The sequence below is a fragment of the Flavobacterium sp. GNP011 genome, assembly GCF_056428925.1.
Genome location: NZ_JBWJVJ010000017.1, coordinates 58,798 through 77,626, shown reverse-complemented (window position 1 = coordinate 77,626; position 18,829 = coordinate 58,798). Strand labels below are relative to the sequence as shown.

Below are 18,829 nucleotides of genomic sequence, written 5' to 3'. Positions count from 1 at the left end.
AAAAAATACTTAAAAAATGAAATTAAACATAGCCCTTTTAGCCGGAGACGGAATTGGACCCGAAGTAATCAACGAAGCCGTAAAAGTTTCTGACGCCATTGCTAAAAAATTCAAGCACGAAATCACTTGGACACCAGCATTAACAGGTGCATGTGCTATTGATGCGGTGGGCGTTCCTTATCCAGATGAAACCCATGAAATCTGTCTTGCTGCAGATGCAGTACTGTTTGGAGCTATTGGTCATCCAAAATACGACAATGACCCAACCGCAACGGTGCGACCAGAACAAGGATTGTTGCTCATGCGAAAAAAATTAGGCTTATTTGCTAATGTGAGACCTACTTTTACTTTCCCGTCTTTGATTGATAATTCACCATTAAAACGAGAACGCATAGAGGGAACAGACTTGATTTTCCTAAGAGAATTAACTGGTGGGATCTATTTTGGTGATAAAGGAAGATTAGACGATGGCGAAACCGCATACGACACTTGTACTTATACAAGAGCAGAAGTGAAACGACTGGCAAAAAAAGGCTTTGAATTGGCTATGAGCCGTTCTAAAAAACTATGTTGTGTGGACAAAGCTAACGTTATGGAAACTTCCAGACTATGGAGAGAAACTGTTCAAGCTATGGAAAAAGACTATCCAGAAGTTTCGGTTTCCTATGAATTTGTTGATGCTGTAGCCATGCGACTAGTGCAATGGCCCAATTCTTATGATGTGTTGATTACTGAAAATCTATTTGGTGATATATTAACGGATGAAGCTTCGGTAATATCAGGATCTATGGGATTAATGCCTTCTGCATCTGTGGGAGAACATACTTCGTTATACGAACCCATCCACGGATCATACCCTCAAGCAACGGGGCTCAATATTGCAAATCCACTGGCTACAATTTTATCCGCAGCCATGATGTTTGAGGATGCTTTTGGATTAAAAGAAGAGGCAGAAGCTATAAGAGCAGTTGTAAATAGTTCCCTAGAACAAGGAATAGTAACGGAGGATTTAGTCAGCAAAGGAAACAAAGCTTATAAAACAAGCGAAGTGGGTGACTGGCTTGTTGCAAACCTATAAGAACAAAAAAGGTGTCAATTTACATTGACACCTTTTTTTATAGCTAGAAAAAAATATTAATATCCTCCTCTGTTTCCACCACCACGGTTGTCTCCACCACGGCTGTTTCCACCATAACCACCACGAGAGTCACCTCCACGGTTGTTATTAAAACTTCTTCTTTCACCTTCTGGTTTAGGCTCAGATTTGTTTACTACAATTGCACGTCCTTGAACAGTAGCACCGTTCAACTCGTCAATTGCTTTTTGAGCTTCATCATCATTTGGCATCTCAACAAAACCGAATCCTTTACTTCTTCCTGTAAATTTATCTGAGATAATTTTAACTGAATCAACTGCTCCGTAAGCCTCGAAAGACTCTCTTAAATCTGCTTCCTCAATACTGAATGGAAGGCTTCCAACAAAAATATTCATATGTACTTATTTAAATAATACAACAAATGTACTGCTATTTTTCTCTAATCTACTATATATTAGCTTATTTATGATTTTATTTTGAATTTGCGTTTTTGAAACTAAGAAATAAATACAACAAACTGGTCTTTGTTTTTCTAAAACTACCCTTGTTTTATTTCAAAAACAAAAAAACAACCCCAAAAAAAAGTTTAAAAAAATTATTTAACAGCGACTTAGCTGATGAAAAACTAAAAATCCATTTACCAAAAAATAACAATAAAATCACCTAACCTATTACTTTACATTATTTTAAAATTCACAGTAGTAATTTTGAATAAAAAATGTATCTTTGCACCCTTAATTAATCGAGGTCGAGTACCTCAAAATTTAATCACAAGATTATGTCAGTAAAAATTAGATTACAAAGACACGGTAAAAAACAAAAACCTTTTTACTGGGTTGTAGCTGCAGATGCACGCTCAAAAAGAGATGGTAAATACTTAGAAAAAATTGGTACTTACAATCCTAACACTAACCCAGCGACTATCGAGTTAAACCTTGAAAGCGCAGTAAAATGGCTACACAATGGTGCACAACCTACAGATACTGCAAAAGCAATTCTTTCTTACAAAGGTGCTTTATTGAAACACCACCTTGATGGAGGTATTCGCAAAGGTGCTTTAACACAAGAGCAAGCTGATGCAAAATTAGCGGCTTGGTTAGAAGCTAAAGCTGGTAAAGTTGACGCTAAAAAAGAAGGTTTGACTAAAGCTCAAGCTGCTGATAAAGCTAAAGCTTTCAAAGCAGAACAAGAAGTAAATGCAAAACGTTTAGCTGCTGCTGCACAAGCAGAAGCAGATGCTATTGCTGCTGCAACTCCTGCTGTTGAAGAAGTTGCTGAAGAGGCTCCTGCTGCTGAAGAAAACAACGAAACTACTGAAGCATAATTTAGAAGGCGACGATGCGTAAAGAAGATTGTTTCTACTTAGGTAAAATCGCTAAAAAATTTAGTTTCAAAGGGGAAGTTCTTGCCTATTTAGACACGGACGAACCTGAGTTATACGAAAACTTGGAATCAGTGTTTGTTGAATGCAACAAACACTTGGTTCCTTTTTTTATTGAAAACAGTTCGCTGCATAAAAACGATTTTTTACGAATCCGTTTTGAAGATACAAATACCGAAGAAGAAGCCGATGCACTGATAGGCAATGATTTGTATTTACCCTTGAAAATGTTGCCAAAACTAACCGGCAACAAGTTTTATTTCCACGAAGTAATTGGTTTTGAAGTTGAAGACAAACGCCTAGGAATCGTTGGTAAAATAGAATCTATCAATGACACCACTGCACAACCCTTATTTGAGGTTTTAAATGGCAGTGTAGAAATCTTAATCCCTATGATTGACCATTTCTTGGTTAAAATAGATCGTGAAAACAAAAAAGTAATCATGGATTTACCAGAGGGTCTGATTGAAATGTACCTATAATTTAGTAGGCAGTAATCAGTATTCAGTCGCAGTGGTCAATCTCTCGAAATCTGCAATTATTATCTAGTTGACTATCAAAAAGTCCAGCATTCATCACGCTACAATCTTATAATACTTATGTCTAAATTCCAATTCAAACAATTTGCGGTTGAACAAGACCGTTGTGCTATGAAAATTGGCACCGATGGAGTTCTTCTTGGCGCTTGGACTCCTATAACCAATAATCCTTTTAGTATTTTAGATATTGGTGCTGGAACTGGAATCATTGCCCTGATGCTTGCACAACGAAGCAACGCTGAACAAATTGATGCTTTAGAAATTGACGAAGACGCCTATGAACAAGCGACCGATAATTTTGAAAACTCTCCATGGAGCGATCGATTATTTTGTTATCATGCCGGTTTAGATGAATTTGTTGAAGAACCCGAAGACGAATACGATGTAATTGTTTCCAACCCTCCTTTTTACACCGAAGATTACAAAACGGAAAATGTGCAGCGTGATATCGCCCGTTTTGCTGATGCAATGCCCTTTGAAGAATTAATTGAGGCCGCAGATTTATTACTTTCTGAAAACGGAATATTCTCCGTAATCATTCCTTACAAAGAAGAAGAAAATTTCTTGGCTTTAGCCGTAGCATACGAGTTGTATCCCTTAAAAATCACTCGCGTAAAAGGAACACCAACCACTGAAATCAAACGTACCTTATTGGCTTTTAGCCGAAAAAAAACTATACATTTTCCAATTGACGAATTAATTATCGAAACCGCAAGACACGTTTACACTCCAGAATATATTGCCTTGACTAAGGGTTTTTATTTGAAGATGTAGTGGTTTGACTTTGTACATTAAACAGATCTCTAAATTGATATAACAAACGCTCTATTAATCTCAAATCTTCGGTCACGATATCTGCAGACCCCTTCATTTCTTGCTGAAAAGGGATTTGCTTTTTATAAGAAGACACCAATCCTTTTGGCAGAGAGACATCAATTAGTAAATTACCATCTTTGTCTGGCACCAAAGAAATATTACTTACTTTGCCGATCAGAACACCAAATTCCCTATCTGGAAAATTAATTAAGCGAATATTTACTTTTTGTCCCACTTTTATTTTACCAGAATTTAATGAAGCTGCTTTCACTTTACCAACGTAACCTTCTTTTACGGTTGGTATAATAGAAAAAACATTATCTCCTGAAACAATAGTTTGATTTTTGCTCCAAACTTGCAAAAAAGAAACCGTCCCTTCAACAGAGGATTTTAATGTATAGGTCATTTCCCAATCTTTTATTACTTTTTTTAATTGGTAAAAAGCCTGAGTAACATTACGATCTAGGTTTACAGTTTCTCTTGTTCCATTTATTTGTGAGCTTTGACTTGACCTTGTATTATCAATCAAGGATGATTTTAATTGAGAAATTGAAGACAATAAACTTCTATAATTCTTGTCAGCCTGAAGATATCCTAATTTTTTATTTTCAAAATCCTGCGCAGAAACAACTCCCTTATTGTATAAAATTTCAAAACGATTGACATCATTTTTTTGAAGTTGCAATTCACTTTCATTAATTGTTTTTTGTTGTTCTAATAAGCGCAAACGTTCTTTTAACTGAGCATTCTCTGAACGTTGCGAATTGTTTTCCAATTGGAAAGGTTGCAATTGCGAATTTAACTCCTCGGCAATATACTCTTTTTGAAAAATAGCATACGCGTTTTCTACATCTCCTAATTGTGCATTATCAAGTAAATGAAAAGGAAATTTTGTAGTTCCGTTTAAATCAAAATGTTCAATACAGTTCTTCAAAACAAATACATCTTTATAATTGGCATTATTCTCAATTATAGCAAGTGTTGTGTTCCCTGTAGTTACTTCTTTATCTCTTACTAAAATAGCCTCGATTCTTCCTGTAGTTTTAGCCACTATCTTCTCAGGGGGAATATTAGTGGTAATTACCACCTCTGTACTAACGATATCTGGATATTTCAAAAACCAAGACACAAAAAAGAGCATCACAATGATAGCAAAAATTAAAACGGTCCCCCAGCGAATCATCCAGTGCGGAACACGAGTAAGAATATCTTGAACTTCTTCACTTCTTAGTTCGAAAGTAGTACTATTTTCTTCCATAACTGTTAATTTCCTAATTGTAATTGATTTCTAACCAATTCAAAATAATTCCCTTTTTGTTCTACCAATTCCGAATGAGTTCCAATTTCAATGATTTTCCCTTTGTCAAGGACTACAATTTGATCTGCATTCATTACGGTACTCAAGCGGTGCGCTATAACCACTACTGTTTTGTTTTTGAAAAAAAGATCTAATTTACTCATAATTACTTTTTCATTATTAGCATCCAAAGCCGAAGTAGCCTCATCAAAAAACAACATTTCTGGGTTTTTATATACTGCTCTAGCAATGAGCAATCGCTGCTTTTGCCCTGTACTCATTCCCATACCTTCTGAACCTATTTTAGTATTGTATCCCAAAGGTAATCCTAAAATATATTCAGTAATATTAGCAACATCTGCGGCATATACCAGCCGCTCTTTATCAATTAAATCAACCCCTACGGCAATATTATTAGCAATCGTATCATTAAAAATAAATCCTTCTTGCATAACAGCACCTATATTAGCTCTCCAAGATTTCTGCGCAATGTTTTTGAGTTGAGTATTCCCTAAATTGATTTCGCCTTTATCTGGATCATAGAACTTAAGTAATAATTTCATTAAAGTAGTTTTCCCGCTTCCGCTAACACCCACGATAGCCGTTACTTTGTGAGCTGGAATCTTTAAATTCAGATTATCTAATACTGGAATGTCCGAGCCTAGATAGCGGTAACATAAATCCTTTATAACAATATCACTGTTTTGCGGAATATCATGAGTTTGATTCATTTCTTGTTGTGACTCGTCTTCTTTTTCGTGAATTTCAGACAAGCGCGACAATGAAATTTTGGCGTCTTGCAGTTCTCGCACAAACTCAATAAGTTGGGTAATAGGACCATTCAAACTCCCTACAATAGAACTTATTGCCATCATCATTCCCAAGGTAATTGATCCATCAATGACCAGTTTTGCCGAAAGAAAAATGATGAAAATATTCTTTAATTCATTTATAACTGAAGAACCAATAGTTTGTGTTTGTTCCAGCACTAATCCTTTTATAGATACTCGAAACAATCGGGCTTGCACATATTCCCATCCCCAACGCTTCTGCTTTTCGGCATTGTGGAGTTTAATTTCTTGCATCCCATTAATGAGCTCCATCACTTTGCTTTGTTCTTGAGAAACTTCAGAAAATCGTTTGTAATCCAATTCTTTTCGCCTTTTAAGAAAAAGTGTAATCCAACCAAAATACAGGATACTTCCTGTGAAGAACACAAAGAAAATTTGAAGATTATAATACGCCAAAACTCCTCCCATAATAAACATATTGATAACAGAAAACAATACATTTAGAGATGAGGTAGTTAAAATTTTTTCTATACGATGATGATCGTTAATGCGTTGCATGATATCTCCAGTCATCCGAACATCAAAAAATGAAATAGGCAAGTTCATTAATTTTATAAAGAAATCTGAGATTAAGGAAATATTTATTCGAGTCGAAAGATGCAACAGTATCCAGCTCCGAATGAGTTCTAATCCTGTCCGTCCAGCAAAAAGAAACAATTGCGCAAAGAGGATTAAATAAATAAAATGAATATTCTGATTTTGAATCCCAACATCAACAATGCTTTGTGTCAAAAAAGGAAAAATAAGTTGCAACAAACTACTAGCCAATAAACCTAGACTTAACTGAACTAAAAATGACTTGTATCTCCATACATATTGTGATAAAAGACTAAATCCAAATCCTTTATTTCCTTCTTTGTCAAATTCTGATTGAAAGAATTCTGGTGTGGCTTCAAGCAATAACGCAATACCCTCTTGAGTAGTTTCATCGGCATTGTTCCCTATCCAAAATTTTATAAAATCAGATTCGCTATACTCAATTAATCCAAAAGCTGGATCAGAAATAAAATACCTTCCTTTTTTAACATTATAGAGAACAACATAGTGTTCTTTGTTCCAATGCAAAACACAAGGTAAAGGCACTTCTTCCAGACTTTTTAAGTTGAGCTTTACTCCTAAAGTTCTAAAACCAATTTTCTCAGCTGCATCGCTAAGAAATAGCAGATTACTACCCTCGCGAGTAGTCTCACTAATTTCTCGTAATGATTGAATATTTATGGTTTTACCATAATGCCGAGAAATTATTTTTAAACAAGTAGGACCACAATCCTTGGAGTCTGCTTGTTTGTAGTTGGGAAATTTCTTCAATGGTACACTTTATTATTTTGAAAGCAAATAAATACAATTATTTTATATATTAATTAAAAAAATAGAGAGAAAATAAATTTTCTCTCTATTAAAATTCTGAAATTAAAAATATTTAGTCACCAATAGATAACTTTATTTTTAAATACAAACTGGATAAGAAGATGGAAGAAATTGACAACCACTAAATCCGTTCCAATTCGGATTGGGAACACAACAAGCCAATTCAGGATCACAACATTTATTACCTTTCATGCTACCATTAATTGATTTTTGCTCATTCTTAGTCAATTCTTGAGCACCTTTTAATTTTAAAATGTTTTTTAACATAATTTAAAATTTTAAAATTTGGTTAATACCTAATAATTTTGAGTTTCTAGAAATTTGTTCCATTAACAAAAATTTAATGATTAGCAATGTATATCTTTAAAAATAATTAAACCAAAATGACAAAACACTTCTGTTCATTGACTAAGAATGATAAAGTCTCATTACTACATCTCCAAACTTCATGACCGGAAATAACAACATGGACTGAAACTCCAGATTCATAATATGGAAAACTTCTTTAATATGCTTCACATATTGGAAGACCCGGACATTCTATACTTGTTGTGCACGATAATCCCAAACAGCTGTGACTGGCACCCTTAATACTTTTTTGCTCATTCTTGGTTAATTCTTGAGCACCTTTCAATTTTAAAATGTTTTTTAACATAATTATAGTTTTTAATATTTAGTTAATAATCAATCATTTCATTGCGCTTGTATATTTTGCGTAGATAAGTATTTTGTACAAAATTTCCATTTATACAATATGACATACAACGTAGCGTACACCATTAATATAACCTACTAGACCTAGAGGATGGCAAGCTCCACCTTTAATACTTTTTTGCTCATTCTTGGTTAATTCTTGAGCACCTTTTAATTTTAAAATGTTTTTTAACATGATTTTTGTCTTTAATTAAGATGGACACGATTCACAGACACATGCACATGCCTGATAAGACCATGTAAAGCCGTCCCCCATTTCACTACAATCGAAGAAAGAATTGCATTGTCCTCCAATAGTTCCTTTTTGCTCATCTTTGGTTAATTCTTGAGCCCCTTTTAGTTTTAAAATGTCTTTTAACATAATTTAGAATTTTATAAATTTGATTAATAATTTATAGACATTTGGATTTATGTCTGTATTACACAATAATCATTGAATTGGTTATCTTTCACATAGAATATATGTACAATCAGGATATTGAATATTGTTATCCTCGGGACAACAAATAATGTACTCAATACCACCATTCCCTTTAATCTTTAATTGCTCCTTTTTAGTTAATTCTTGAGCTCCCTCTAATTTTAAAATGTTTTTTAACATAATTATAGTTTTTAATATTTAGTTAATACCCCAATCATTTTCAGACAGTTAAGGCTTCTGTCTATCCTTGCAAGAATGTTTTTTTTATGTTTTAAAGTTGAACTAAACTTTCAATTTCTTTGGAATCATTCATCTTAGAAAAATCATTTAAAAAATACTTTAATTCACTAATGCTATATTCATTTGGAAATTGTTTCCCGTTTACAATCTTAACAGGAGTGTAATTAAATTCATTTACTGAACACCAATCGTATTGTTGCTGTAATTGTTGATTCACTTTCATAGAAACTGTTTTTTGCCCCCATTTTTTTGTCCATAATTCTAATCCTATTTTATGGATGTGCCAATCCGTAATGGCTTCCTCAATTTTGTCCGGAAAAGAAGCGTTTATCTCCAGTAAGCTTTCAACAATTACCTTATGTGGATTCTCTTTGTTTTCTGGGTTAATATTAAACAGAATATTCAGAAACACTTTTTCAGGGAATTTATGAACTAAGTCAATACCCTCTTCAAATGCCTTATGACAATGTCCACAACTTGGACTAAGGATAATCGTAAGTGAAGTTTCCGATTTTGGATTCCCAAACTGCATTCCTTGTAATTTAGAGAAACCCTCCATTACAAGGACTTCTTTTGAAAGAAAATCAAAAACACTATAACTTCTTTTAAACTTTTTTAATTCTTTTACGTCGCTCTCCATACTAAACTTAGAAGTTAGTACTGGTTTAATCATATACCATAGTGAAATGCAGAAAACTGTAGAAAATAAATACGTAAAATCAAAAAGAATCACATTAGAAAACAATGAAGGTTCTAAGAAGTAGCCCACCAAACTTTGGAAAACGATTATAACTGACACCATTAAGCACAACAAACACCATTTTTTTATTTGAATTTTCTGTAACCAAATAGAGTAAGCAATGACAGGTAATGAAGCTATACTCAATAAACCAATTATTTTACTCGAATAAATTGGATTTAGTAAAATAGACCCCAAATTTATACTAAAAAAAAGCAAAGGCAAATCTACAAAACTAATCCATTTATTAATTGATCCTTTTCCAGATTGAATGACCGAATCACAGGAAGTATCAGGATTGATGTTGCAAAATTTTGTAACTATATTGTTTTTCAATCCAAACTTTTCTTGAACAATAAGCGCACTTATAAATACACCTATCGAAGAGGTAAAAAGACAAATTGAACTGCTAAAACTATAATTATTGAAACCAACGGATAATGCTACTAAAGCTACGATAGGAAAGGAGTAAAACATCCATTTAGAATTAAACTTTACCTCAGACGATATAATCTGCTGGGGCTCTATTACAATAATAATTCCGTCCCAATCTTTACAAAAACCATCAATGGTCAATTTAGATTTAATTCCAGTTTCATTCTCTATAACTACTTCTTTTTCAAGTTTTACAACAAGAACAAGATCTCTATTAAAAATTGCCAGAAAAGAATTAGGCAACTCTCCGAGTTGTTCTTTTGGAACTTTTACAGCAATGTTTGGAATAGATAACATATCCAAAGAATCCGTTAATGCAAATACACTTGGATAATTGGGGTGAGAAAGAAAAAATTCTTCAAATTCGATTTTTTTACTTTGGTATAAATTTAAATCTAGATATTTTTTTATTAGTCTAATCATTACGATATATTCGTTAAATAAGAAGTTCAGAATTCTATAATTAATCAATCTAATTGATTTAAAAAATGATGTTTTTAAACAACCAAGACAAAACCTTAATACAGCATAAACACATTAAAAAAGCAAAACACCAAAAAAAGTGTAGCAAAATATTTAAAACTCCAAAAGAAGTATTTAATCACTAACAATCTACACAAAATGTAATTAATTCTCTTATTGCTTATTATAATATAACCCATCATTCGCATTCCGGTTTCAATAGAACAAGTCCTTGCTACAAACCCATTCCCTAAGATGTTTTTTTCTCTTTGTTATTCAATTCTTGAGCACCAACTAATTTAAAATATTTCTTAATATAACTTTAGTTATTTATATTTAGTTAATGCAACAATCAACCAAGGGCTATCCAATTTTCTGTTTATCCTTGAAAGGGTGTTTAATGTATTAATGACTTTGGAAATACAACTTTTAGGTATATTGCCAAACTACGAAACTTTAAAAAATTGTTATTTAATATGCTATAAATGCAAACATATAAGTTAAAAAGAATCAAATCCTATTGTTTTTTTTGTAAATATATTAAGATAAAACATTCATGCCTTACTCTTATGTGTTAAATTTTTCATAAAAAATATACTACATATGCATTAATAATAATACTCTACAAGACTTCACTTTTTTCTAAATATCAAAATTACTTTTCCTAATAAAACAGTACGATTACATAAAAATTTTCTATTTACTATTAAATTTAATAATAAATTACTTATTTTTTTTACAATTCGACACAATAATTTTTAAAAAAATATAACAATTGTTAATGCTTTTGTTATATTTCTTTATGTAAATTTGTAGCTATAAAATTCTAAACCATGAGACCAGACTTATTTCAATCACCAGATTATTATAACTTAGACGATTTACTAACCGAAGAACACAAACTAGTGCGCGAATCGGCACGTGCTTGGGTAAAAAAAGAAGTATCGCCTATTATTGAAGACTTTGCACAACGTGCTGAATTCCCGAAACAAATTATAAAAGGTTTGGGTGAAATTGGTGGTTTTGGTCCGTACATCCCTGTTGAATATGGAGGTGCTGGTTTAGACCAAATATCATACGGATTGATCATGCAAGAAATTGAACGCGGAGATTCTGGTGTTCGTTCTACTTCATCTGTTCAATCGTCGCTAGTTATGTATCCTATTTGGAAATACGGTAACGAAGAACAACGTATGAAGTATTTACCAAAATTAGCTACTGGAGAATTCATGGGTTGTTTTGGCTTGACCGAACCTGATCATGGATCTAATCCTGGTGGCATGACAACCAACTTTAAAGACATGGGTGACCATTACCTTTTAAATGGTGCGAAAATGTGGATTTCTAATGCTCCTTTTGCTGATATTGCCGTAGTTTGGGCTAAAAATGAAGAAGGTAGAATTCACGGTTTGATTGTAGAGCGTGGCATGGAAGGTTTCACTACTCCAGAAACGCACAACAAATGGTCGCTTCGTGCATCATCTACAGGAGAATTAATTTTTGACAACGTAAAGGTTCCAAAAGAAAACCTTTTGCCAAATAAATCTGGATTAGGAGCCCCACTTGGTTGCTTAGACTCTGCTCGATACGGAATTGCTTGGGGTGCTATTGGTGCTGCTATGGATTGCTACGATACTGCTTTGCGTTATGCCAAGGAAAGAATTCAGTTTGACAAACCAATTGCAGGAACACAATTGCAACAAAAGAAATTGGCGGAAATGATTACCGAAATCACCAAAGCACAATTACTAACTTGGAGATTAGGCGTTTTAAGAAACGAGGGAAAAGCAACAACGGCTCAAATCTCAATGGCCAAAAGAAACAATGTTGACATGGCCATCAATATAGCTCGTGAAGCCAGACAAATTTTAGGTGGAATGGGGATTACAGGAGAATACTCTATCATGCGCCACATGATGAACTTAGAATCTGTAATCACATACGAAGGAACTCACGACATTCACTTGCTAATCACGGGTATGGATATCACTGGAATTCCAGCTTTTAAGTAGTAGTAAACGTTTATTAAAGTATACTTAAAAATGATAACAAAGGCTTCTTGGAAACAAGAAGCTTTTTTATCTTTACACAAAAATACCACCTATGAATATTGCCACTATAAACAATAGTATTCGATCACAAAAAGAACAATTACTTCAACACACATTGTACAATAAAGTGAGAACAATTGAAGATTTACAGTGTTTTCTTGAAAATCACGTATACGCTGTTTGGGACTTCATGTCCCTTTTAAAAGCACTTCAGTCAAAGCTTACTTGCACAACAACACCTTGGTTTGCAACTGCAAATCCTGAAACGAGATATTTAATCAATGAAATCGTATTAGCCGAAGAATCAGATTTAACTCTTGATGGCAAGCGCTCCAGTCATTACGAAATGTATATTGAGGCCATGGAAGCGTGTCAAGCAGATACCAATGGAATCAAAAGCTTTTTACAAGAAGTAGATTCTTTAAAAAACATTTTTGTTGCTATTAAAACAAGTAATTTACATCCCAACATTAAAGCTTTTTTAGACTTTACTTTCCGAGTTATTGAAGAAGGTAAATCTCATGAAATTGCTGCTGCTTTCACTTTTGGTAGAGAAGATTTAATTCCAAGTATGTTTACTGAAATCTTGAAAAACTTTCAAGCTAATTTCCCTGAAACAGACTTGAGTAAGCTTATCTATTATTTTGAAAGACATATTGAACTTGACGCTGACGAACACGGACCAATGGCCATGAAAATGATCACAGAGCTATGTGGTACTGACGAACAAAAATGGTCAGATGTAGAGGAAGTATCGAAAATGGCTTTAGAAAAAAGAATTGGACTTTGGGATGCTATAGAGGAGTCATTAAAACTAAATGTAGCTTTGGCTTAAGCCAAGATTTTAAATAATAAATACGGTAAAGAGTAGGCTTATGGACTATTTTTTACCGTATTTTTTTTATCTTTAGTGCACTAAAAAACAATGATGTCATCCCAAAAAAGATTAACAAGAGCATACACAGAAGCAGCAAGAATTCCTTTTGATGACACATCAAAATTCATTTTATTTAGTGATTGCCACAGGAGTGATAATAGTTTTGCAGATGACTTTGCAGATAATAGAAATGTGTATTTTCACGCCATGACCCAATATTACAAAGAAGGCTTTTCTTATTTTGAACTTGGTGACGGTGATGAATTATGGGAAAACGTCTATTTCAAAACCATTTTTGAAGCCCATAAAAGCGTGTATTTGTTATTAAAAAAATTCCACGATTCAAATCGGTATTTTAAAATTTGGGGGAATCACGAAATGAATTTTAAGGACAAAAAAAATGTTGAAAAAACACTGTTTACGTATACCAATACTCAAAACGATACCGTTCAGCCCTTGTTTACTGGTATTCAATGTCACGAAGCTTTAGTGCTACAACATAAAGAAACCAAGCAAGAATTGTTTTTAACCCACGGTCATCAAGCCGATTATATGAATTATGTAGGTTGGAAAATAAATCGGTTTTTAGTACGAATATTATGGAGACCACTGCAAATATGGGGCATCTCTGATCCTACAAGTCCAGCAAAAAATTATGTGGAACGCATAAAAATTGAACTCAGAATAAAGAAATGGATTGCAAGTAACAATCGGAAACTTACCATTGTAGGGCACACCCACAGACCTAGTTTTTCTTATCCCAATGCTCATGCTGTTCCTTACTTTAACGATGGTAGCTGCGTACATCCGCGCAGCATAACCGGAATAGAAATCGTTGAAGGAACCATAACTTTAATAAAATGGTTTATTGATACTAAAGAAGATGGTACGCTGCAGGTAGTAAAAGAAATCCTTGAAGGCCCCACACTTTTAAAAGACTATATTTAAACTGTTTCGGGAAAATTACAACACCGAACAAAATTAAAAAACAGTTTTACATAGCAAATTTTTACTTGGATTTCCAAATAAAACCATCTAGCAAGTAATGGGTAAATTGAGGTACTGTGAGTAAAGGAACCAAGATAAATTGCCAACTGGAAAAATCATAACTAGCAACAGCAAACTGATCGTTCCAAACCAAAATTTCCCAAAAATATTCTTCGCAAAAAGCGATAAAAAGCACAAAACCTATAAAAAGCAGTACACCTCTAGCGCCACGCAGAGAACCTAAAAAACGATATGAATTGGTGTTGTTTTTTTGAATATCATTAAGATAAATCAAAGCCATATACGGAATACCATGAGACACCACATTAAGTAAAGTAAAAACCAAATCATTATTAAAATATACGATTCCGAAATACCATGATAAAAAAGTTCCTGCAATAATGGCGTTTTTTGGAATATTAAAATACTGATCTTTTACATATTTATACCCCGTAAAAACTAGATAACTTACTAGAATTAGTGCGTAAACCCAACCCAAAACACTCAAAATCCCTTGATATTCGAGTTTTACAAAATCGTGGGGCGTGAACCAGTTGAAGGCTCTAGGTGTTGAAAAAAACCAATACAACATAGGATATCCTGTAGCGGTATAAATAACTAAAGCATCGTAAAAAGTACTCCACTTGGTTTTTACTTCTTTACGTGAATACAAGCGCATGAACCCATATTGTTGCCTTATAAAATGAAAAACAGCTACATACGCCAAGACTGACCAAAAGACAAGGCTTCCAAAACTAAAGAGAATCATACCAATTACAAAACATAAAATCGGCAGAAAAATCAATAAAGACCGTCTATTTTGAAATGCATCTGGAACAAAATACGTTTTAAACAAGGTAGCATACACATGCGCCACATCTATAAAAACAATCAGAAACAACCAGGTATAAAAGGAAAAATGCTCCTCCACATACTGTAACGCATCTTGAAATAAAAAAACGACAGCAACCACAAAAAAAGCAGGTGCTAGAATAAAAACAACATCTGTTTTGGGCTTATCAATCCACGGTTGTTCCATCTAGAATTGTGTTTACAATGTTAATACCTTGATGAAATGCTTCTTCAAAAATTGAAATGCCCGCCAAATCAGAATGAGCAAAGAAAATCCGATTATCAATGCTAGCTGAAGCTTCTTTTTTGGCTTGACCAAAAATAAAACCCGGAACAGGGCTAATCATTCCATGTCCCAATCTATGAATGTGTATGTCCTCTACAAAACTTTCAATGGTGGGATGCGCCATTTTTAAATCGTTAAGAACTATTTGTTTCCAATAGTTTTCTTTTTGGGAGTATAACAGTCTGCGGTTTTTCTTAATCTCAACCGTTGAAAAACTATAGTAGTACGTAATCACTTTTTTCGGCTGGATTTGCTGTAAAGTTTGGTGTTGATCATAGATATACCCCAACCCTTTTGAACCATAAATTACATTGTCCCAACACAAGGGAAAACTACCATTATCTGGAAGTTCTGAAACTACGAGAGTTGCCAAAAACCACGGCGCGTAGTGAAAATCTTTGGTAATTTTTTTTCGATCCTTAAATAAATATTGATTGACAAACTGAGGTGTAGCAATAATAACCTTATCGGCAATTATCTCAAGTGAAGTTTGATTTTGCGCATTATATGTGGCAGCAATTACTTTCTTATTTTCAATTTTTACATCAAATACAATGTGGTTGGTTAGTGTTTTAGAATGAGTATGTTTTTTTAAATGTAATGCCAAACGTGCATTGCCTTCTGGCCAAGTAAGTACGGTATCATTTCCATCTGGAGCAGTGTCTTGCTTACGAGCTGCAAAGTAGTGAATACCCGCCCAAGCCGAAACTTCTTTGATCCCCAAACCAAAATCATCTCTACAGCAATAATCAATGTAATTCAAGAGTGGTTGCGCTGTATACCCATCTTGCGCGCACCATTGCAGCATTGTGATTTTATCTAAAGCCCGTATGGATGAGTCTTGAGAAGACTTGGATAACGGAATATCAAAATAATACACTCCATCTTTATCTTTACCCGTTCTAAAAGTGCTCATCTTCATGAAAAAATCTTGAATTTGTGCATTCTCATCTGGCGTGTTTCCAGTTTTTGGTACCAAACCTTCCTGCCAATTGTTTCTATAAAACAATCTTTCATCCGGTGCAAATGTGAGTTGTTGCACATCAAATATTGGAAAACCCTCATGGTCATAACCTTGAATAATGGCTTCTTCCTCTAGAAAATCAAGCAGTTCTTGATCGGCTTTATTAGGTAATGGCAAGTAATGCGCTCCTAGCGGATATTTAGAATACTTATTTTCTGCACTTGATGAATTTCCTCCCAAATGATTTTCTAATTCCACCACTAAAAAATCATGAATTCCTTTTTTTGAAAATTGCCTAGCAGCACTTAGCCCAGATATTCCGCCTCCCACAATTAAATAGGGAATATGAATTTGCTTGGTTGGTTTTGGAAAGTTTTTGGTACGCAGTCGGTGCCCCAAAATATGATTGGTGCCAGACAGACGAATAAGAACCTGAATCACCTTTTCTTGACAAGCCTGCAAAAACGGAACGGCTACTAAAGCTAATCCAACCGTTTTTACAAAAAAACGTCTCGAGGTATTATAATTTTCCCCATTCTTCATCAAAGTAGCGCACTAAAATTTGGTTATCTAATCGATTGATTTCAATGTCTTTTGAAATCATATCTTTGGCAAAATAATTGAATTTATCAAACTGATAATTGTAAAAACGCAACCCTTCTACTTGCCTGTTTACGGTGTTAAAATTAGTCTTGAAACCATTCATAGCAATTGAAAATCCCCATTCTCCAAAAGAAGGAACATAGGCGTGATAGGCATCCAACTGAGGAAAAACTTCCATCATGGTTTTGTTAATACACCAAAACGATTTTGGAGCAAAATAAGGAGAAGTAGTTTGCACAACCACCACGGCATCCGGAGATAAAATTTGTTTGAGGGTGCTGTAAAAACTCCAAGAATATAACTTTCCTAAACTGTAATTTGAAGGATCTGGAAAGTCCACCACCACCACATCATATTGTTCTTTGGTATTCTTAGCCCATACAAAAGCATCTTTGTTGAGTACTTCTACTTTGGGATTATTCAAGGAATTTGCATTGAATTTAGTCAAAACAGAATTGGTTTGAAACATCTTGGTCATTCCTTCATCAAGATCTACAAGAGTAACATGCTTTACATCTTTGTATTTCAAAATTTCTCGAACGGCTAACCCGTCACCACCGCCTAAAACCAACACATTATCTACTTTTTTGGCCATAGACATAGCAGGATGCACCAGTGCTTCATGATATCGGTATTCATCTGTTGAGCTGAATTGCAAATTATTATTCAAATACAAGCGGTAATCGCTCTTGTTATGAGTAAGCACAATGCGCTGGTAGGGAGTTGCATTTGAGTAAATAATGTTTTCTCCGTACAGTTTCCCTTCAGAATACGACAAAATAGAATTTGAAAACAAGTACACTACAAACAAGACTAAGAAAGCTCCAATGGCCTTGGTTCTTAATAGATATACGCTCTTCAATTCGGCTTTTAAAAGAAAGCACAAGGCAATGGCAATACTCACGTTGATCATCCCAAAAAACAAGGAAGTTCCCATGATTCCGAGTTTAGGAACCAATACTAACGGGAATAATATGGATGCCAATAATGCTCCGATATAATCAAATGTAAACACATTAGAAACCAAGTCTCTAAACTGCACTTTGTCTTTTAAAATGTTCATCAACAATGGGATTTCAAGTCCTACAAGACAGCCTGTTACAAACACCAAAAGGTATAAAATAAATTGAAAAGAGTAAACACTCTCAAACAGTAAGAACAGTACAACAGAACTTAAACCACCAATAAGTCCAACCAAGATTTCAATTTCAACAAAAGTGTTGAGCATGTTCTTTGTTAGAAATTTAGAAAAATAAGAACCTACTCCCATCGAGAAAAGATAGACCCCTATGATAAACGAAAACTGTTTCACGGAATCGCCTAATAAATAACTGGCAAGCGTTCCTGCGACTAGTTCATACACCAAACCACAGGTTGCAATTGTAAAAACAGCAAAAAGCAGCAGGTATTCAAACTTTAAAAATTTTTTACCCATGTATTGCGGCACTAATAATCATTGAAAAACCAATAATAAGTGCACCAAAGACAATAGCTACAGCGGTATTATTTTTTTCTGTAATTTCTTTCCAAGTATTCTCGGGAGTTAGTTTTTCAATAATAAAGTACGCTATCAATAAAATGATAATTCCTAAAAGTGAAAAAACAAGCGAGTTTAAAATAGGTTTTGAAGCGATAAATTCCATATTTGAAAGTTTAAAATTAATTTATTTATGGTAAAAACGGTTTACTGCACCGCGTGAATTTGAAGAGGAAGGTCTATAATTTTCGGTAGATTCGCAATCACACAACTGACTTCCAGAGGTGTTGTAATATAAAAACAATGCATAAAAAAGTGCTCCTATTACAAGTGAAAGAGCATTACTGCGCATAAAATCTAAAATCTTATCCAT

Annotated in this window: 18 protein-coding genes; 7 read left to right on the top strand and 11 right to left on the bottom strand. The window is 34.0% G+C overall.

All coding sequences use genetic code 11. The features are described 5' to 3' along the window. Positions 1 to 16 precede the first annotated feature (16 nt). Positions 17 to 1,078: a 3-isopropylmalate dehydrogenase gene (leuB, locus tag AC061E_RS13455; RefSeq protein ID WP_478286699.1), complete on the top strand. Its 1,062-nt coding sequence runs from the start codon at positions 17 to 19 to the stop codon at positions 1,076 to 1,078. A gap of 56 nt (positions 1,079 to 1,134) precedes the next feature. Here the strand turns inward: leuB and rbp are convergent, their stop codons facing one another. After that, positions 1,135 to 1,491 carry an RNA-binding regulator gene (rbp, locus tag AC061E_RS13450; protein ID WP_086454735.1) on the bottom strand — a complete coding sequence of 119 codons (357 nt, stop codon included), beginning with the start codon at positions 1,489 to 1,491 and terminating at the stop codon, positions 1,135 to 1,137. Positions 1,492 to 1,874: 383 nt separating this feature from the next. Between rbp and AC061E_RS13445 the strand changes: the two genes are divergently transcribed. From AC061E_RS13445 to AC061E_RS13435, 3 genes are all read left to right on the top strand, one after another. After that, on the top strand, positions 1,875 to 2,420 hold the full coding sequence (locus tag AC061E_RS13445) for a 30S ribosomal protein S16 (protein ID WP_478286698.1): 546 nt from the start codon (positions 1,875 to 1,877) through the stop codon (positions 2,418 to 2,420). A gap of 14 nt (positions 2,421 to 2,434) precedes the next feature. Then, on the top strand, positions 2,435 to 2,959 hold the full coding sequence (gene rimM / locus AC061E_RS13440; protein ID WP_478286697.1) for a ribosome maturation factor RimM: 525 nt from the start codon (positions 2,435 to 2,437) through the stop codon (positions 2,957 to 2,959). 117 nt (positions 2,960 to 3,076) lie between these two features. After that, positions 3,077 to 3,790, top strand: a complete 714-nt coding sequence (locus tag AC061E_RS13435; RefSeq protein WP_478286696.1) for a tRNA1(Val) (adenine(37)-N6)-methyltransferase — start codon at positions 3,077 to 3,079, stop codon at positions 3,788 to 3,790. Here the strand turns inward: AC061E_RS13435 and AC061E_RS13430 are convergent. The 5 genes from AC061E_RS13430 to AC061E_RS13410 form a co-directional block, all read right to left on the bottom strand. Further along, positions 3,765 to 5,090, bottom strand: coding sequence for an HlyD family secretion protein (locus AC061E_RS13430; RefSeq protein WP_478286695.1), 1,326 nt, complete (start codon positions 5,088 to 5,090; stop codon positions 3,765 to 3,767). The two genes, AC061E_RS13435 and AC061E_RS13430, sit on opposite strands and share 26 nt — an antisense overlap. Positions 5,091 to 5,095: 5 nt before the next feature. Beyond that, complete coding sequence (locus AC061E_RS13425) at positions 5,096 to 7,288, bottom strand: peptidase domain-containing ABC transporter (protein ID WP_478286694.1); 2,193 nt, start codon at positions 7,286 to 7,288, stop codon at positions 5,096 to 5,098. 138 nt (positions 7,289 to 7,426) lie between these two features. After that, positions 7,427 to 7,615, bottom strand: coding sequence for a hypothetical protein (locus AC061E_RS13420; protein WP_478286693.1), 189 nt, complete (start codon positions 7,613 to 7,615; stop codon positions 7,427 to 7,429). A gap of 478 nt (positions 7,616 to 8,093) precedes the next feature. Next, the gene (locus AC061E_RS13415; RefSeq protein WP_478286692.1) at positions 8,094 to 8,237 is read right to left on the bottom strand and encodes a hypothetical protein; all 144 of its coding nucleotides are present in this window, start codon (positions 8,235 to 8,237) and stop codon (positions 8,094 to 8,096) included. Positions 8,238 to 8,754: 517 nt separating this feature from the next. Beyond that, complete coding sequence (locus tag AC061E_RS13410; protein WP_478286691.1) at positions 8,755 to 10,320, bottom strand: vitamin K epoxide reductase family protein; 1,566 nt, start codon at positions 10,318 to 10,320, stop codon at positions 8,755 to 8,757. 872 nt (positions 10,321 to 11,192) lie between these two features. Between AC061E_RS13410 and AC061E_RS13405 the strand changes: the two genes are divergently transcribed. From AC061E_RS13405 to AC061E_RS13395, 3 genes are all read left to right on the top strand, one after another. Next, on the top strand, positions 11,193 to 12,371 hold the full coding sequence (locus AC061E_RS13405; protein ID WP_086453340.1) for an acyl-CoA dehydrogenase family protein: 1,179 nt from the start codon (positions 11,193 to 11,195) through the stop codon (positions 12,369 to 12,371). A gap of 91 nt (positions 12,372 to 12,462) precedes the next feature. Continuing rightward, the gene (locus AC061E_RS13400; RefSeq protein WP_478286690.1) at positions 12,463 to 13,245 is read left to right on the top strand and encodes a DUF3050 domain-containing protein; all 783 of its coding nucleotides are present in this window, start codon (positions 12,463 to 12,465) and stop codon (positions 13,243 to 13,245) included. A 93-nt stretch (positions 13,246 to 13,338) separates the two neighbouring features. Next, the gene (locus tag AC061E_RS13395; RefSeq protein WP_478286707.1) at positions 13,339 to 14,235 is read left to right on the top strand and encodes a serine/threonine protein phosphatase; all 897 of its coding nucleotides are present in this window, start codon (positions 13,339 to 13,341) and stop codon (positions 14,233 to 14,235) included. Positions 14,236 to 14,296: 61 nt separating this feature from the next. Here AC061E_RS13395 and AC061E_RS13390 read toward each other — a convergent pair whose 3' ends face one another. Genes AC061E_RS13390 through AC061E_RS13370 form a run of 5 tightly spaced genes read right to left on the bottom strand, consistent with a single transcriptional unit; the run spans position 14,297 to position 18,829 of the window. Beyond that, the gene (locus tag AC061E_RS13390) at positions 14,297 to 15,313 is read right to left on the bottom strand and encodes a hypothetical protein (RefSeq protein ID WP_478286689.1); all 1,017 of its coding nucleotides are present in this window, start codon (positions 15,311 to 15,313) and stop codon (positions 14,297 to 14,299) included. After that, entirely contained in the window at positions 15,294 to 16,919 is a 1,626-nt protein-coding gene (locus AC061E_RS13385) for a flavin monoamine oxidase family protein (protein WP_478286688.1), read from the bottom strand. Before AC061E_RS13385 ends, AC061E_RS13390 begins: the two co-directional genes overlap by 20 nt. Beyond that, entirely contained in the window at positions 16,897 to 18,414 is a 1,518-nt protein-coding gene (locus AC061E_RS13380; RefSeq protein ID WP_478286687.1) for a polyamine aminopropyltransferase, read from the bottom strand. Before AC061E_RS13380 ends, AC061E_RS13385 begins: the two co-directional genes overlap by 23 nt. Beyond that, positions 18,407 to 18,622, bottom strand: a complete 216-nt coding sequence (locus AC061E_RS13375; protein WP_478286686.1) for a DUF350 domain-containing protein — start codon at positions 18,620 to 18,622, stop codon at positions 18,407 to 18,409. The genes AC061E_RS13380 and AC061E_RS13375 overlap by 8 nt, the downstream gene beginning before the upstream one ends. A gap of 21 nt (positions 18,623 to 18,643) precedes the next feature. Further along, a complete protein-coding gene (locus AC061E_RS13370) occupies positions 18,644 to 18,829 on the bottom strand; it encodes a hypothetical protein (protein WP_158728589.1) in 186 nt (61 codons plus the stop codon).

Coding starts and splice junctions, on each gene's coding strand:
- leuB (WP_478286699.1), top strand. CDS start 17: ATGAAATTAAACATAGCCCTTTTAGCCGGAGACGGAATTGGACCCGAA.
- rbp (WP_086454735.1), bottom strand. CDS start 1,491: ATGAATATTTTTGTTGGAAGCCTTCCATTCAGTATTGAGGAAGCAGAT.
- AC061E_RS13445 (WP_478286698.1), top strand. CDS start 1,875: ATGTCAGTAAAAATTAGATTACAAAGACACGGTAAAAAACAAAAACCT.
- rimM (WP_478286697.1), top strand. CDS start 2,435: ATGCGTAAAGAAGATTGTTTCTACTTAGGTAAAATCGCTAAAAAATTT.
- AC061E_RS13435 (WP_478286696.1), top strand. CDS start 3,077: ATGTCTAAATTCCAATTCAAACAATTTGCGGTTGAACAAGACCGTTGT.
- AC061E_RS13430 (WP_478286695.1), bottom strand. CDS start 5,090: ATGGAAGAAAATAGTACTACTTTCGAACTAAGAAGTGAAGAAGTTCAA.
- AC061E_RS13420 (WP_478286693.1), bottom strand. CDS start 7,615: ATGTTAAAAAACATTTTAAAATTAAAAGGTGCTCAAGAATTGACTAAG.
- AC061E_RS13415 (WP_478286692.1), bottom strand. CDS start 8,237: ATGTTAAAAAACATTTTAAAATTAAAAGGTGCTCAAGAATTAACCAAG.
- AC061E_RS13410 (WP_478286691.1), bottom strand. CDS start 10,320: ATGATTAGACTAATAAAAAAATATCTAGATTTAAATTTATACCAAAGT.
- AC061E_RS13405 (WP_086453340.1), top strand. CDS start 11,193: ATGAGACCAGACTTATTTCAATCACCAGATTATTATAACTTAGACGAT.
- AC061E_RS13400 (WP_478286690.1), top strand. CDS start 12,463: ATGAATATTGCCACTATAAACAATAGTATTCGATCACAAAAAGAACAA.
- AC061E_RS13395 (WP_478286707.1), top strand. CDS start 13,339: ATGTCATCCCAAAAAAGATTAACAAGAGCATACACAGAAGCAGCAAGA.
- AC061E_RS13390 (WP_478286689.1), bottom strand. CDS start 15,313: ATGGAACAACCGTGGATTGATAAGCCCAAAACAGATGTTGTTTTTATT.
- AC061E_RS13385 (WP_478286688.1), bottom strand. CDS start 16,919: ATGAAGAATGGGGAAAATTATAATACCTCGAGACGTTTTTTTGTAAAA.
- AC061E_RS13380 (WP_478286687.1), bottom strand. CDS start 18,414: ATGGGTAAAAAATTTTTAAAGTTTGAATACCTGCTGCTTTTTGCTGTT.
- AC061E_RS13375 (WP_478286686.1), bottom strand. CDS start 18,622: ATGGAATTTATCGCTTCAAAACCTATTTTAAACTCGCTTGTTTTTTCA.
- AC061E_RS13370 (WP_158728589.1), bottom strand. CDS start 18,829: ATGGATAAGATTTTAGATTTTATGCGCAGTAATGCTCTTTCACTTGTA.